This is a genomic window from Nonomuraea sp. KM90 (assembly GCF_052246675.1).
GTDB lineage: Bacteria > Actinomycetota > Actinomycetes > Streptosporangiales > Streptosporangiaceae > Nonomuraea.
The window spans coordinates 1-14,476 of the sequence record NZ_JBQQCB010000104.1; the positions used below are offsets into that span (position 1 = coordinate 1).

Here is a 14,476-nt window from a genome sequence, read left to right on the forward strand (position 1 = left end):
CGGGTGCGGATGAGTTCGGCCAGGCGGATCAGGGTGTGGTTGGACAGTGGAATGGAGGCACGGTAAGACAGCAACGAGGCTCCCGGTTGGGGCATCGGATCTTGGTCGACTGCTGTCTTATCGGGAGCCTCCTCTCATCCGCCACTGCTTCCCGCAGACCCAACCCGACCAGTGCCGTCACGATGGAAAGAGCTCAATGTCCCGCTCGTCACCAAGACGGTCTCGCACTTACGTAGCGGCGGCACTCTACAAGCCGGAGACCATCATTCCCAAGGCCGGAAACGGGGCGCCGAAGAAGATACCCGGTGTGTTCAGTGGTGGGCGCCGGGGTGTACCGACGGTGGCCGCATGAAGGTGACCAGGGCCAGTGCGAAAGTCGAGGGTTCTATCCCCGACAAAAACCGGAGGCAATCAATGCTGGGCCCTAGACGGCTGCGATGGATATGGAGCTCTTCCACCTGTACGGCTGTACCGTGGACGCTTAGGATCATCTGGCTGATTTAAATCCAGGCGCGGCACGATTGCGTATATCTGATCGTGCCGCGCCCTCCTTGTGGAGTCATGATGAGCGACATATTCGATGGCTATAACGCGACGGCACACCTGCTCTTCGAAGAACCAACCTGCATCACGTGGGTCGGTGGCCTGCCCTTACCAGAATGCGTCCGCCGTTTCGGCGGAGATCCGCTCCGGACACGTGAGGCCGATTTCCAGGACATATACGAGGAAGGGTACGACCTCGATCCCGACGACCCGAGCGACGGCGCCATCCTGCTCGATCAGCAGGGCGACTGGGTCGTGGTGGTGGAGCCGACGAGCCATCGCGGCATTACGTCCGCGTTGTTGCGGCGGCTCTCCTCGGACGGAGCCGCCTTGAGCGTCTACTGGACCGTAAATGGGGATGCCTACGTCAAGTGGGCCGAGCACGGCCATGTCCTTTATTCCTTTGACCCGATGGCCCTCGACATCGTGAACCCCGATGAGGCAGAGGTGGGCTGGGTCGTCGAGCACGGTGTGGGCCTCGACGTATGGGCTCAGGACTGGTTTGCGGCAACGCTGACGCTGGCCGAGAAGATCACCTCGGTGCGCTTCGATTCGGCGTGGCCGGAGCGCACTCACCTGGGGGTGACCGTCGGTTGCATGCCCCCGGCATGAGCCGGGCGGCCGAGAGCGCTAGGACGTTCCAGTCGCTCATGCGGTTCGCGGCCCGGCCGCCTGTACGCGTTTCCCGCACACGCACTACGTCCATCACTGGTACACCAGCACGAACGGCAGCGCGATCAACCCAGCAGGTAACCGGTGGGGGACGGGTGGTTCAGCATATGGATCACGAGCAGGAACCGATGCCTTGCGTTCACCAGTGCGTGATCATCCAACTGGCTGCGTAAGCCAGGAAGACGGTGTCGCGAAGAACCGTGATATGGCCGCCACAGTGTTCCTCACCGATCCTGACGCTCCGAGCGTAAGAGCAGCGAGCACCTGGCCGATGGGAGCTTGCTGACGGGACAGCCGCGTGCTGTCGATCAGGCCTACTCCTGCTGGAGCAACGGTGACGGCCGCAGCGCCAAGCAGCCCCATCGTGCTGCTGAACAGGCTCCAAGGCACGATCCTTCCGCGTCGCGTCAGAGTCAATGGGCCCGATCAAGGGTTGTGTCTGTACGGTTGGCCGGGCGGACGTGGCCGATTGCCGTCGGGCTGCTAGTCCAAATCGGAGGCTGACCTGGCTGTGACGTCCGGCGCTCCGGTCTCAAGACATCCAATGAACGCGGACCGGCCCGCTACGAGGGCTCTCCGGGATCAAGGACGGATCGTCGCCACCAGGCCGCACTGCCGCTCCTCATAGGCGAGGAAGTACCGGCTTGGCCTAAGACCCGTACGGAGCGCGCCGGCGGCAGGCGGTGCGGGCAGCCACGACCTGGCGGCCCATCCGTGCGTCGGCAATGCTGTGACGTGTGCAGTACGTGTCCCTGGTGCCGCGACCGCCGCTGAGCGAGCTGATCGACGACCTCTACTACCTGGAGGGCACCCCGCCGTACGCCCGGCTGATGTTGCCGCCGATGCCGTCGGCGTTGCTCGTCCTCAACCTCGGGCCGCCGTTCCGCATCCGCCCCGCCACCGGCATCGGGACGGCCGGATACGCCGACGGGTGCGTGATCACCACCCCCACCCGCGCCGTCGAGTTCGGCTACCCGCCGGGTACCAGGTCGGTGGGCGTGCACTTCAAGCCATGGGGGCTGGCGCCGTTCCTGGGGATGCCCGCGGCCGAGCTGCGCGACCTGCCGGTGACGGTGGAGCAGGTCTGGGGCGGCCGCGCCGTCGCCGAGCTGCGCGAGCGGCTGGCCCTGGCGCCCGGGCCGTACGAGATGCTGGCGCTGCTCGAGGACGAGCTGCTGCGGCGGCTCACCGAGACCACCGGCCTGGGGCTGGTCCGGCACACGAGCGGCGTCATCGCCGCGGCCGGGGGCACGGTGACGATCGGTGGTCTGAGCGTGGCCGCCGGCGTCAGCACCACCTATCTGGCACAACGGTTCAAGGCCCTCATCGGCGTCACACCGAAGCGGCTGGCGCGCACCTACCGCTTCGCCGGCATCGTGCTCGCGATCGACCCCACCGGGCCGGTCGACTGGGTCGAGCTCGCCGGGCGCGCGGGTTACTTCGACCAGGCCCACTTCGGGCACGAGTTCCGGACGTTCACGGGCCTCACCCCCACCCGGTACGTCGACGCCAGGCGGCGGTTCCTGCGTGAGCATCCCGGCCACGCGCTCGATGTCGGGCCACTGCCCGCCGATTGATTTCTTACAAGAGCCGGCACCCCTCGGCACGCCAGTATGGGCACTTCCCGATGAACAGGAGAGAGCCATGGGCAAGGTGGTCATGTACAGCTCGGTGTCGGTCGACGGCTTCATCGCGGACCGGAACGACCAGGTCGGCCCGCTGTTCGAGTGGTTGTCCAACGGTGACGTCCCGCTGGACGAGAGCGGGCAGATCAAGGTGTCGCAGGCGTCCTACGACTACACCCGGTCATACTGGGACGAGATCGGCGTGACGATCGTCGGCCGCCACGTCTTCGACATGACGAACGGCTGGGGCGGTAAGCCGCCGGGCGGGATCGCCCACGTGGTCGTCGTGACGCACCGGCCGATGCCCGAAGGCTGGGACCGCGAGGCGCCGTTCCACTTCGCCGACGGCGTCGAGACCGCCATGGCCAAGGCACAGGAGCTCGCGGGCGACCGCACGGTCGAGGTCGCCGCCGGCGACGTCGGTGGCCAGATGCTGGCCGCGGGGCTCGTGGACGAGGTGGCCATGGACGTCGTGCCCGTGGTGTTCGGGTCCGGCAAGCGCTACTTCGGCTCGGTCGACGCGCAGCACCTGCTGGAGGATCCCCATGTGGTGATCCAGGGCAACCGGGTGCTCCACCTGCGCTGTCGCGTGCGCCGATGACCGGTCCGAGCCGGGCACGCGCGGCTCCCCGGTCGTGGTGGCGGGCGTCAAGGCCGGACATGGCGCGAGACCACGGGCCCGGTTTCGCGACCGGGATGGGCGTATCTGCACGAAGACGGGTTGCGGACCACCGGGCCCGTTAGCAGGCATTGCCCCTGCCCGTCTCCGGTCCTGCGGCCCCGATCGCGACCTCCACCTCGGCCGTCCGGCTGTCCGAATCCGTGGCCGCTGGTTCCGGTCCGTTGCGGAACCGGTAACCGGTCGACCGGAGGTGCCGGTATTCGAATACAGCCAGCACCAGCGCCGTGGCCGCGCCGCAGAGGTTCAGCGTGAGCCACAGCCAGTCGGGCACGCCATTGGTGTCGCGCGCGATGATCTCCTGGCCGCTGATCAGCAGCATGAGACTCGTTGTGCCGATCGGTGCGAGCAGCGGATGGATATCGCCCATCCAGAATCCGGTGCGCGCTGCCCAGTAGATCGTGCAATACCAGAAGCCCAAGAACCAGGGAATGAGGACAATCACCAAGCCTATCGCGGCGAGCAGCCAGAGTGCTGCTGTCCCCGAGGCGTTGACGTCGATGTCATGCTGAAATTCGACGTCACCGTTGGCGAGGGAGTCGATGTTGAGCTCACCGGCTGCGGCGAGGATCAACACGATCGGCAGGTAGAAGAAGGCCAGCGCGAGCACCGCGCGTCCTATCAGAAGCAGCACGCCGGGCAGGAGTTGGCGGCGGCGGCCGGAGCGGGTCACGATGAATATCACGAGGATCGGTAGCGGCAGCAAAACCAAGGCAAGCCGCCCGGTTTCCATCGCCTTTCGGATGATGTTGGCCCAAACATCCTGGTAGCGGGAAGTCGCTATCAGGATCACGCCGAGGCCGACCACCGATCTCCAGAACGCGAGCCGGTCCAGCATCCGGTCTTTGCGCAAGGGACCGACCCGGGGCTTGAACAGGAACTTGGCGGTCATCCATGGAAAGAGCACGGTGGCGATGACGCGCCTGGCCGCGTGGCCGCCATCGGGATCGGGCCTGCGGTCGTGTTGCGGTTGTACTGCGGACATCTGGCTCCTTTGCGATATCAACTCGGTACCGCGGACGCTCTGGTGGTTCTGGACGGAGAAACCAGTGCTCGCAGGAGTGCGGAGCGCGGCTCCATCGGAGTTAGATGATGTTGAGAGTGATGAGCACGCAGAGGGTCACGAAAAGCAGGCCGGAGCCCGTCACGAACCACCCCATGGTGGAACCGCGCTGACCGCCGGTGTCGATGCGGGCATGTCGCAGCTTTTGCGGGTCGTAGAGGATGGTGACGCGATCTCCTGGTCGAGGAGGGTTGGCCTCACCGAACTTCGAGGTGACTTCGACCTCGTGGCCTTCGAGGGTCGTGAAACGGAAAGTCGGCTTGCGGGTAGGGCTATCAGGGTCACGACTCTGCACCAGGCCAGTGATTACGCCGGGTGCCCGAACGCCGCGGGCACGGAGCCGTCGTGCGCTGATCAGCAGCCAGATACCGTACGCCAGGTATGCCAAACCGAAAAAACAGAGCGGCGCGGGTGAAGATGTCGATTCCAACAAGGGTCACCTTTCGCTCACGTGAGAATCAGCCGTGGTAAGGGCTGGTTTCCCGCGTGCCGTAAGGCTCGATAAGGTGGCCTGCCCCTACTGCGGTTTCTCCTTTATGTACGTGGTGTTCAGATGTGGAATAACTTCTTTTGGCGTTTGACCAAGTTTCCGGGGGGTTGGTTCATGCGCGTGATCAGAGTGTGAGCGGAGTCACATTGACGCTTTTTCGGGCTGATCAATACGGACAACAAGGCATTCATAGCTGCAAACGACCCGATTTGGGAGGAGCTGTCCGGATCGTGTTCACGAGAGTGAGTGAACGAGTGCCGAAATCGTCGGTGCGGGATGAAGGTGGCCGAAGCGCCCTGCTTCATCGGAGTGGTCGGTGATCAGCGTGGCGTCCACGTCGATGACGATCCGCCCAGTCGGCACCTTGCCGGCCGCCCGTAACCAGAGAAACCTGTCTCTGCGGCGGCGATCAGGACCCAGACCCTGGCCCGAGGGTAGGTCTGACGCGCAGTAACTCATCCCTTGCCGATCGGTTCCAGCGCCCGCCGGATGGTGGAGTCCGACGGTGGCGTGCCGGATGCCTGCTCCTGGTGGGCCGGCAGAGCCATCTGCCTCATGCTGGTCGCTCCCAGCGCGATCACCACCGCGAGCGGACGAGCAGCACACCCTCCGGACCGAGCCGGTCAACCACAAAAGCGCGCACGTCACCGCGGATGGCGTTGGCGTCCCATCGGGCCGGTCAGCCCGGCGTGCTCGGCCAGGTTCCAGCAGTTCTTGCGGTCGATGTCGGCCAGCATCCCGCGTACGTACGCGCTGGCGGCCCGGCGCGGCGCGGCTCGACGTGGCCCGCGGCCACTGCATGCTCTCTCGTTGTCTTTACGAACTCCGAATGATCCCGCGCTGGCCGAAACAAAAAGACTTGCGGCTGAGAAACCGCAAGTCAGGGGTTGGAAATGCCGATCTAGCCGAGTGTCCGTGCTCTCGTGTTGTGAGACCGAGTACGTAGCTGAGGGCCGTCGTCGGGGCGGCGGTAGTCGTCGGTGGCTGCGGGGATGCTGGTCCAGCCGATCAGACGGGCCAAGCCAACGGCCAGGCAGAGCATCACGGCCTTCAGCTCCACCAACGGTTGTTGTCTGGCCGTGATGCCCACTGAGCCCTTCATCCGGGGTAACCGGCGCTGCTCTCCTCACGCCTCGGAGCCGTCCTGAACCAAAGGCGTGCCGGTGGCGTCGAACTCTCCTGAAGGCGCGGCAAGCACGCGCTCGCTCGGCGGGGTGGAGAGTGCGATGGCGGCGGGTGATCCTGATCGGCTGGGTGGATACTGGGTGGCGCGGCGGCTGGGCGAGGGCGGCCAGGGCGTCGTGTACGAGGCCTACGACGACGCGGGAGGCCGAGTAGCGGTCAAGGTGCTCCGGCGTGGATCCCGGGGCAAGGATTTCGCCCGGGAAGTGGCCGCGGCGCAGCGGGTGGCATCGTTCTGCACCGCGCGGCTGATCGCGGCGGACGGCTCGGGCGACCAGCCGTACCTGGTGAGCGAATACGTCGAGGGACCGAGCCTGCGCCGGGCGGTGGAGGACGGCGGGGTGTTCTCCGGCGACCGGCTGCACGCCTTGGCGATCGGCATCATGACCGCGCTGGTGGCGATCCATGAGGCGGGCGTGGTGCACCGGGATCTGAAGCCGGACAACGTGCTGCTGAGCCCCGAGGGCCCGCGGGTGATCGATTTCGGGATCGCCCGTACCCAGGAGATGTCGCATTCGGCGTCCAACCAGGTGCGGGGCACTCCGCCGTACATGTCCCCGGAGGTGCTGAGCGGCGAACGGGCGGGGCCCGCCTCGGATGTGTTCGCGTGGGCGGCGGTGGTGCTGTTCGCGGCCACAGGACACAGCCCGTTCGAGGCGACGACGATGGGCGCGATCATGCATCGGGTGCTGACGCTGGAGCCGGACTGCGAGATGCTGCCACCGGTGCTGCGCTCCGCGGTGAGTCGCGCCCTGGCCAAACCGGTGCGGGACCGCCCTCCGGCTCGGGATCTGCTGCTGGATCTGCTGAGCGGCCGAGGCGGGCGCGGGCCCGGCGGAGCGCTGCTGGATCGCGGGTTCAGCGCCGCGGCGCGGGCGCGGCCGGCGGTGATGGTGGCCTCGCCGCCGTTGGGGGCGGTGGCGGAGAGGATGTACGACGCCTTGCCCGCTGCCGAGCGGGCGGTGGTGCCGGACGTGTTGCTGCGGTTGATCCAGACGGGCGACGGCGGCGAGGACGTGCTGCGGACCGCCGATCCGGCGGAGGTGTGCGGGGGCCGGCCCGGCCACGAGACGGTCCTTACGGCCTTGCTGGAGGCCGGCCTGGTCGTAAGGCAGGACGCCGGAGTGCGCCTGGCGAACGCGGCGCTGCCCCGGGCATGGCCGCGATTACGAGAGTGGCTGGAGGCTGAGCGGCCGGGGCTGGCGATCCACCGGCGGCTGAGCGAGGCGGCGCGATTGTGGGACCGCCACGAACGCCGTCCGAGCGACCTGTACCAGGGCAGTGCCTTGGAGCTCGCGCGTACGTGGGCGACCGGTGGGCGGCGCTATCTGACCCTGAGCCCGCTGGAGGACCGGTTTCTGACCGAGGGGCTGACGGCGGCGGCGCGCCGGTCACGGCGGCGCCGCCAGGTGACGGCCGCGCTGGCGGCGCTGACACTGGTCGCGTCGGGCGCGGGCGTGTACGCCGAGGCGCAGCGGCGCGAGGCGGTGACCGAGAGGGCGGCGGTGGCGGCGCACCTGGAACGGGCGGTGGCCCGGTCGCTGGTGATCCGCGCGCAGGGAATGCGGCTGGCCGATCCGCGCACGGCGATGCTGCTGAACGTGGCGGCATGGCGGGTCGGCCCGCAGGAACCGGAGACGCGGGCGGGATTGCGCGAGGCGCTGACGCATCCGGCCCGGGACGTGTTCTCCCCTCCGGACGCGGCCCCCGGAACGGTGTACGCGCTGAACACCACGGGCACGATGCTGGTCGGGGTGCGCGAGGGCGTGGCGACGGTGTGGGACGTGGCCGGGCACATGCGGGCCGCTCGGGTGACGGGCGTGGGCGCGGGTGTACGGCAGGCGGCCCTGAACCACGACGGTTCGCTGCTGGCGGTGCGGGACGAACGGTCGGTGCGGCTGTGGGACGTACGGTCGGGACGGCCGGTGGGCACCGGGTTCGGCGGCGGGTACACGTTCCTGGTGCGGGAGTCCATGCGGTTCAGCTCCGACGGCAGGTTCCTCCGGCTGCCCCCGGGGATGGAGGTGCAGAACACGGTATGGGTGGATGTGCGCACCCGCCGGGCGCTCCGCGCGCCGGGGGGCGCCCTGGTGGACGAGCTCGGCCCGGACGGCAGGTACGCGGTGACGGGCCTGAACTCCGTTGACACCTCGCAGGTGCGGGTGTGGGATCTGGTGTCGGGCAAGGAGCGCACGCTGGAGTACCTGGAGGACTGGAGGGACGCCACGGATGCGGTGTTCAGCGCGGATGGCAAGGTCTTCGCCACGGTGCGCGACGGCGCGGTGAGCTTCTGGGATCTCGCCACGGGCAGCGCGCTGGACTGGACGTTCGCCGACGGTGCGGGCACGCGCAATGTGGCGCTGTCGCCGGACGGGGCGCTGCTGGTGACCGACGACGACGACGAGATCGTGGTGTACCGGACCGCGGACGGCACCGAACTGTCGCGGGTGCCGTTCGCGACGTCGGGGGTGGAGAGGCCCTCGGCGTTCGGCGCCGACGGCAGGACGCTACGGCTGCTGGGCCAGAACGGGACGGTGCTGACGTTGCGGACGGCCGAACCGGGCGGTGCGCGGGCCGCCGAACCGGGGCGCGGCGCGCTGGGCGGGACCACGGCGGCGGCGGTCATGGGGACCCGGCTGGAGGTGCGGAACGCGGAGACCGGCGGGTCGCCGCGATCGTTGCGGGTCGCCGCCGAAGGGGAAGGCGCGGACGATTCCCCCTGCTGCGAGGTGGCGGTCAGCCCTGACGGCTCGCTGGTCGCGGTGGGCGGATTCCTGACCCTGGCGGGGGCGGACCCGAACAAAGCGTCGGTGGCGGTGCTGGACGCGACGGATCTCACGGTCAAAGCGGTGTTCGCGATCGAGCAGCAGATGGAGGGGGTGTCGACGCTGGAGTTCGGCCCGGACGGTGCCTCGCTGGCCGTCTCTCCCACCCAGGTGGGCGATATCGACGAGGGCAGCGAGGCGCCGATGGAGCTGTGGCGATGGCGTACGAAGAAGGTGACGCTGCTGCGGGAGGCGCACGCGAACCAGCCGGTGGCGTTCGGCCCGGACGGCCGGACCCTGGTCACCGGGACCGGAGCGGTGATGGAGATCCCGTCCGGGCGCGTGGTACGGCGGCTGGACGCGGGCGTCCCGGTCTTCGGCCCCGGCGGCAGATCGCTGGCGATGGCGGGACCGGCGGGAATCACCGTGTGGGACACCCGCACTTGGCGGCCGTCGGGGGTGCGGCTGGCGGCGAAGTCCGCGTCGGCGCCCGCCTTCTCCCACGACGGCCGCACGCTGGCGGCGTCCACACCGGCCGGGGTCCGCCTGTGGGATGTGGCGACGGGACGTCCCATGGGGGCGTTCTCCGCTGGAGAGGAGGCGGTGGACCTGGCGTTCGCGCCCTCGGACGGGCTGCTGTACACGGTCGGGGTACGGGGTGAGGTGCGGGCGGAGAAGATGGATCCGGCACTGACGGCGACGGCGGTGTGCGCGCTCGCGGGACATGAGCTGTCACCGGGAGAGTGGCACCGCTTCGTCCCCGAGCTGCCCTACCGCCGGGTCTGTGCCCCCTCGACCCAGCCGGGACAAGCACGATCGCGGTCATGACCAGGAGTTGAGTTTGACGGGGAATCGAGCGTTCAGCGGCTCCACCTGAGGTGCCTCGGGGCCGCCTCATCGTTGAGGCCCGTACCGAGGTGGTCAAGGGCGCTGCTGAGCGATGAGGCCGCGCAGGGTCTTCGCCGCGCCCGCCGACGTTTGGATTCGGCAGGCGATGACGACCTCGGTCGCTGCGGTGGTCTCGTATCAGCACATGCATGGGTTGGCGGTGCGGCATGGGGAGAGCCGGCTGGGGGCGTCGCGGGGGAGGTCGACGCGTGGACCGAGGCCGAGTGGGACAACCTGCTCGCCGTGGCGCACCAGGCGGCCGAGTCCGCCGATCCGCACACCGCCCTCGGGCTGCACCGGCCGTTCAACTACCGCGGCTGGGTCACCCACCTGGTCGACGTCCACCTGAACGCGATCGCGGTGGCGGCGCGGTGCGGAGACAGGGCCGGCCAGGCGCAGGCGGCGAGCTTCCTCGGCTGAGCCTACCGCGACCAGGGGCGTTACGAGCAGGCGATCGAGCAGCTGAAACAGGCCGTCGTGTGCTGGGGCAGGGCAGGTCTGCCGCACCGGAGAATCGGCGCCTTCAACGACCTCGGCATCATCCACACCCTGCTGGGGCAGCTCGACCTCGCCCGGATCAACTTCGCCCGCGCCATGGAGATCGCCGAGGAGACGGGCGACGCCTACGCGCGAGGCACCATCCACAACAACGGCGTACACCTGCACTGCCGGCAGCGCCGGTTCGAGGAGGCCATAGCCCAGGCGAAGATCGCCGTCGTGGAGTGGAGCGGCAGCCTGTACGTGGAGGGCACGTCCCACGAGACCCTGGCCCGCGCCTACATGCACGCGGGACGACTCGCCGAGGCGGCCGACACCTTCCAGGTCGCGCTGACCCTCCTCCGCGAAACCGGATATCGCATCGGCCATGCCGTGGCCGCCTGGTGGTACGGCCAGACCCTGCACGAGCCGGAAAGGCCCGCCAAGGCGCGCAGGATCTGGCAGGACTGCTGCACGACTCCGCTGGAGGCGCGCCTCCTGACCCGCGCGGAGGTGGACGAGCTGCTCGATCAGCCCGTCCCCGAGATGCCCGGGCCGATCGGGAACATGCTGTGACCTGCCTGAGCGTCAGTGGCCCGGGTGTACGTACTGGTTGTAGCGAATCGTGGTGTTGACGCAGTGAAAGTCAGACTTTTTGTTGTAGACGCACAGCTCCAGGGTGGCCGCCGATATGGACCGGGAGCGGGAGAGGGTGAAGTTTCCGAAGTTGGTGCCCTTGTCGGCGCAGCCGTTGGTGTCCTTCCAGGGGAGTGTGAGCCAGGTTCCGGTGGTGTGTTTGTATACGATCCGGGCCTTCACCGGAAGATTGTCACCGGGACAGAGGTCGCGCACCTTGAATTTCCGAAAGACGACCTTCGTCCGGCTGACGAAGTCGACGGTTACCTGGGCGTACCCGTTGCCGCCGCTCGGGCGTTCCGTACGGCCGGAAGACACTCCGTTCCTCGCCTGAGCCGGGCTTGCCACCAGAATACGGGTCTTCAACAGTCCTCCAGCAAGCGATGGCTTGGTTGGCCCTGAACCCTAGGGAGGACCTGCCTGATGATCAACCCTGCGTTCGGATGGTGAGACGCTCGGTGAGCGTCGGCGGGCGGCAGAGCGGTGTCGGCCCCGGTGGTGCCGGAACGACGACGGTCCGTTCATCTCACGTCCGGCGCAGGGAGGCGATGCCGGCCAGGAAGTCCGCCCGGCCCGTCTCCTGGTCTCGCCCCCGGCCGCGGCTTGCGGCGTTCTGCGCGGCGACGCCGAGGACGTAGTTCACCAGGGCGCCGGCCGCGTCGAAGCGCGCTCGCTCGGGGACGGCGAGCGCGTGCAGCAGCCTGCCGACGCTCTCGTAGAAGTCGAGCAGCGCAGGCCGCCACGGTTGCCGGGACAGCTCGCCGCCGACCCACGGGTGGGCGTCGATCGCGTCGAACAGGCCCAGCGCGACGCCGCGCAGCGCTTCCCGCGGGTCGGCGTCGACGACCGCGCCGGGCCGTAGCCGGTGCTCAGGCGGATGGTGAGGCACGCAGCGTCAGCGCGCTCTCGCCGCCTTCGTCCAGCAGGTCGGTCGCGGCCTGGACGATCACCTCCCTGGAAGGAGCAAGCACTGCCGTAAGCGGCCCGCACCCTTAGGAGCCTCGGTCAGCCGGCCTCGAACGACTGGACAGCTCCACAACGACTGCCGTTTAGCGTGATCCGGTACACCGCTGGCAGCCCATATGGGTCGTGATCGCGGCTAATGATGCGGATCTACCGCTCAACGCTGAGGGCAGCTCATGTTCAAGGCGCACAGAAGACATGGGGCGTCTCGCCGTCCGAAGCTCGATCAGCAGCTTGATCATGGCCTTACCTGGCCCACAACCCAAGAGCGTCAACGAGAACGGGCGGGACTCCGTGAGACTGGAGGCCCGCCCGTTCGTACGCTGTTCGCCCTGGTCAGCGACCGAGACCGCCGATCAAGATCGAGTGCCCCCTGCGAGGGACCCAGAAGAAGGGAACACGTCGAGACGCCTTCTGAGCAGGGATTCTCTGCCCGTGCTGAGCGAAACCGGAGTAGGCAAGCCAAGATCGAGATTGTGAAGCGGCTTCCCCGGCGACAGGCGAGGTCAAGGTCGTCGGCAGGTGGGCGATGACACTGACCTCGATGGATGCTTCGGCCGGACGAGTCGACGCTGTGGAAGCACACGAGGGTGGAGGCGAGTCATCGGCGACGAAGGTGGTGACGCGTTTCGCGGCAGGGGTGTCGTCGGATCGATGGATTCGGTGGACAACCACGGCGGCGGTCCTCGTGTTGGCTGGGATCGCTGCCGTGGTGTCGTTCCGGCATATGCGGGAGCTGGCTCTGGCGCACGGGGAAGACGAGCTCGCTGCGGCTCTCATCCCGTTGGCGGTGGATGGCACGATTGTGGCGGCGTCGATGGCGTTGCTGCGGGCCAGCAGGCAGGGTGCTCGGGGTGGTGTGTTGCCGTGGTTGTTGTTGATCGCCAGTAGTTTGGCGAGCATCGGTGCCAATGTGGCGGTCGCGGAGCCGACAGTCGTGGCGAGGTTGATCGCCGGCTGGCCCAGCCTTGCACTCATCGGTGCGTACGAGATGCTCATGTGCCAGATCCGTCAATCTGCTTCCAGGACGACATGCGCACGCAGTGGGGCGGCAACCGGTCCGGTGGAATCCAGGCCTCTGCCGGAGCATTTCCAGAATGCGCAGGTTCCTTTGTCTGCGGGGGAGGGGGAGCGGGTGCTGCAGCGGATGGCTTGGCACTGGGCCAAATGCGTGGCTGGTGAAGATGGGTCACTTCCGACGGGACAGGTGATCGCGCGCCAGTTCGAGCGTTCTCCTCGGTGGGGACGGCTGGTCAAGAAGGCGGGGATGGCGGGAGAACTGGGATGAGTGCTGGTCAGTTGGGCGCTGCTTCAAGGTCGCTTGTCATCCATGTGCGGTCCATCTCCGCCCCACCATCTTCGGCATCGAAATCTTGACGCCGGGGCCATTCCCGCGCGGGGATGTTCCCGGGACCCCGCCAATCGCATAGTCGTAGGTGTTGTGCTCCCCGCGCACGTGCGTGGGGAGCACACCGACTGGCCGGAGATCAGCCACCGCATCCGGGGAACATCCCCGCGTGCGCAGGGAGCACCTCATCCGGCAATGCCTGTGGAGGCTGGCGCCGGGAACATCCCCGCGTGCGCGGGGAGCACCTGCCCGACCAGTGACGCCACGATGTGGCTGCGGGGAACATCCCCGCGTGCGCGGGGAGCACGGATTGAGCCAGAGACTTTCGCGCCGACTGATGGGAACATCCCCGCGTGCGCGGGGAGCACTTGACCGGGTTTCCCCGGATGTCGAGGTACGGGGGAACATCCCCGCGTGCGCGGGGAGCACCGTCCTAGCTTCTCCAGGAGCAGCGCCAGGTTGGGAACATCCCCGCGTGTGCGGGGAGCACTGCTTCCATCGTTCGTCGACCAGCGCCATGAGGGGAACATCCCCGCGTGCGCGGGGAGCACCACCCTTTGGTGGTGGGGTCCTGCGTGTCCACGGGAACATCCCCGCGTGCGCGGGGAGCACAGGAGGAGCAGGACGTCCATGCGGGGGTCTCCGGGAACATCCCCGCGTGCGCGGGGACCACGCCGTCAGCCGCGGCGACAACGTCGTGCAGGGAACATCCCCGCGTGCGCGGGGAGCACTTCACGGCGAGCTGTGACTTGCCGAGCTCGTTGGGAACATCCCCGCGTGCGCGGGGAGCACGCCAGCCCGGCGCGCCCGTGGGCGATCGCCTCGGGAACATCCCCGCGTGCACATTCGGTTTGCTCAGGATGAGAACAAGGGTCAGGGAACATCCCCGCGTGCGCGGGGAGCACCCGATCTGCATGCGGGGCGACCTCCAGGCGCGGGGAACATCCCCGCGTGCGCGGGGAGCACAGAACGGCCGGCAGGCTCCATATTCGGACGTCGGGAACATCCCCGCGTGCGCGGGGAGCACGAGCGCCTGAGCAGCGGCGATTTCGGAGCGGAGGGAACATCCCCGCGTGCGCGGGGAGCACAAGGGGATGTCCATGACACGGTTGTTGAGACGGGGAACATCCCCGCGTGCGCGGGGA

11 protein-coding genes, 2 pseudogenes and 2 CRISPR repeat arrays (1 of these 15 cut by a window edge) are annotated in these 14,476 nt (G+C 68.0%); of the genes and pseudogenes, 8 read left to right on the forward strand and 5 right to left on the reverse strand.

Translation table 11 applies throughout. From position 1 onward, the window contains the following. Positions 1-561 precede the first annotated feature (561 nt). From ACTWPW_RS49355 to ACTWPW_RS49365, 3 genes are all read left to right on the forward strand, one after another. Complete coding sequence (locus tag ACTWPW_RS49355; protein ID WP_443172903.1) at positions 562-1,155, forward strand: DUF6461 domain-containing protein; 594 nt, start codon at positions 562-564, stop codon at positions 1,153-1,155. A gap of 797 nt (positions 1,156-1,952) precedes the next feature. Next, positions 1,953-2,792 carry a helix-turn-helix domain-containing protein gene (locus ACTWPW_RS49360; protein WP_443172904.1) on the forward strand — a complete coding sequence of 280 codons (840 nt, stop codon included), beginning with the start codon at positions 1,953-1,955 and terminating at the stop codon, positions 2,790-2,792. 67 nt (positions 2,793-2,859) lie between these two features. Further along, positions 2,860-3,441 (forward strand): dihydrofolate reductase family protein, encoded by a 582-nt coding sequence (locus ACTWPW_RS49365; RefSeq protein ID WP_443172905.1) that lies wholly within the window; start codon positions 2,860-2,862, stop codon positions 3,439-3,441. A 139-nt stretch (positions 3,442-3,580) separates the two neighbouring features. Here the strand turns inward: ACTWPW_RS49365 and ACTWPW_RS49370 are convergent, their stop codons facing one another. The 3 genes and pseudogenes from ACTWPW_RS49370 to ACTWPW_RS49380 form a co-directional block, all read right to left on the reverse strand. Beyond that, complete coding sequence (locus ACTWPW_RS49370) at positions 3,581-4,504, reverse strand: hypothetical protein (protein ID WP_443172906.1); 924 nt, start codon at positions 4,502-4,504, stop codon at positions 3,581-3,583. 100 nt (positions 4,505-4,604) lie between these two features. Continuing rightward, positions 4,605-5,012: a DUF3592 domain-containing protein gene (locus tag ACTWPW_RS49375; RefSeq protein ID WP_375113040.1), complete on the reverse strand. Its 408-nt coding sequence runs from the start codon at positions 5,010-5,012 to the stop codon at positions 4,605-4,607. A 652-nt stretch (positions 5,013-5,664) separates the two neighbouring features. Beyond that, positions 5,665-5,851: pseudogene (locus ACTWPW_RS49380) on the reverse strand (IS701 family transposase); the annotation flags it as partial. Between the two features lie 447 nt (positions 5,852-6,298). Between ACTWPW_RS49380 and ACTWPW_RS49385 the strand changes: the two are divergent. From ACTWPW_RS49385 to ACTWPW_RS49400, 4 genes and pseudogenes are all read left to right on the forward strand, one after another. Beyond that, the gene (locus tag ACTWPW_RS49385) at positions 6,299-9,847 is read left to right on the forward strand and encodes a protein kinase domain-containing protein (RefSeq protein ID WP_443172907.1); all 3,549 of its coding nucleotides are present in this window, start codon (positions 6,299-6,301) and stop codon (positions 9,845-9,847) included. A 303-nt stretch (positions 9,848-10,150) separates the two neighbouring features. Further along, positions 10,151-10,327, forward strand: coding sequence for a hypothetical protein (locus ACTWPW_RS49390; protein WP_443172908.1), 177 nt, complete (start codon positions 10,151-10,153; stop codon positions 10,325-10,327). A 12-nt stretch (positions 10,328-10,339) separates the two neighbouring features. Next, positions 10,340-10,507 (forward strand): annotated as a pseudogene (locus ACTWPW_RS49395) (tetratricopeptide repeat protein); the annotation flags it as partial. After that, entirely contained in the window at positions 10,502-10,960 is a 459-nt protein-coding gene (locus ACTWPW_RS49400; RefSeq protein ID WP_443172931.1) for a tetratricopeptide repeat protein, read from the forward strand. The pseudogene ACTWPW_RS49395 and the gene ACTWPW_RS49400, both read left to right, overlap by 6 nt. Before the next feature lie 12 nt (positions 10,961-10,972). Here ACTWPW_RS49400 and ACTWPW_RS49405 read toward each other — a convergent pair whose 3' ends face one another. Together ACTWPW_RS49405 and ACTWPW_RS49410 are read right to left on the reverse strand one after the other, a co-directional pair. Then, the gene (locus ACTWPW_RS49405; RefSeq protein ID WP_443172909.1) at positions 10,973-11,386 is read right to left on the reverse strand and encodes a hypothetical protein; all 414 of its coding nucleotides are present in this window, start codon (positions 11,384-11,386) and stop codon (positions 10,973-10,975) included. 160 nt (positions 11,387-11,546) lie between these two features. Then, entirely contained in the window at positions 11,547-11,909 is a 363-nt protein-coding gene (locus ACTWPW_RS49410) for a hypothetical protein (RefSeq protein ID WP_443172910.1), read from the reverse strand. Between the two features lie 603 nt (positions 11,910-12,512). On the opposite strand from ACTWPW_RS49410, the gene ACTWPW_RS49415 reads away from it, so the two are divergent. Then, positions 12,513-13,271 (forward strand): DUF2637 domain-containing protein, encoded by a 759-nt coding sequence (locus ACTWPW_RS49415; protein ID WP_443172911.1) that lies wholly within the window; start codon positions 12,513-12,515, stop codon positions 13,269-13,271. A 215-nt stretch (positions 13,272-13,486) separates the two neighbouring features. Further along, a CRISPR array of direct repeats spans positions 13,487-14,124; the repeat unit is 29 nt; unit sequence GGGAACATCCCCGCGTGCGCGGGGAGCAC. 83 nt (positions 14,125-14,207) lie between these two features. Further along, positions 14,208-14,476: a CRISPR direct-repeat array (repeat unit 29 nt; unit sequence GGGAACATCCCCGCGTGCGCGGGGAGCAC) (it continues 494 nt past the right edge of the window).

Excerpts from the sequence above, each read along its gene's own strand:
- ACTWPW_RS49400 (WP_443172931.1), top strand. The coding sequence starts at position 10,502 with ATGGAGATCGCCGAGGAGACGGGCGACGCCTACGCGCGAGGCACCATC.
- ACTWPW_RS49355 (WP_443172903.1), top strand. The coding sequence starts at position 562 with ATGATGAGCGACATATTCGATGGCTATAACGCGACGGCACACCTGCTC.
- ACTWPW_RS49365 (WP_443172905.1), top strand. The coding sequence starts at position 2,860 with ATGGGCAAGGTGGTCATGTACAGCTCGGTGTCGGTCGACGGCTTCATC.
- ACTWPW_RS49385 (WP_443172907.1), top strand. The coding sequence starts at position 6,299 with ATGGCGGCGGGTGATCCTGATCGGCTGGGTGGATACTGGGTGGCGCGG.
- ACTWPW_RS49415 (WP_443172911.1), top strand. The coding sequence starts at position 12,513 with ATGACACTGACCTCGATGGATGCTTCGGCCGGACGAGTCGACGCTGTG.
- ACTWPW_RS49370 (WP_443172906.1), bottom strand. The coding sequence starts at position 4,504 with ATGTCCGCAGTACAACCGCAACACGACCGCAGGCCCGATCCCGATGGC.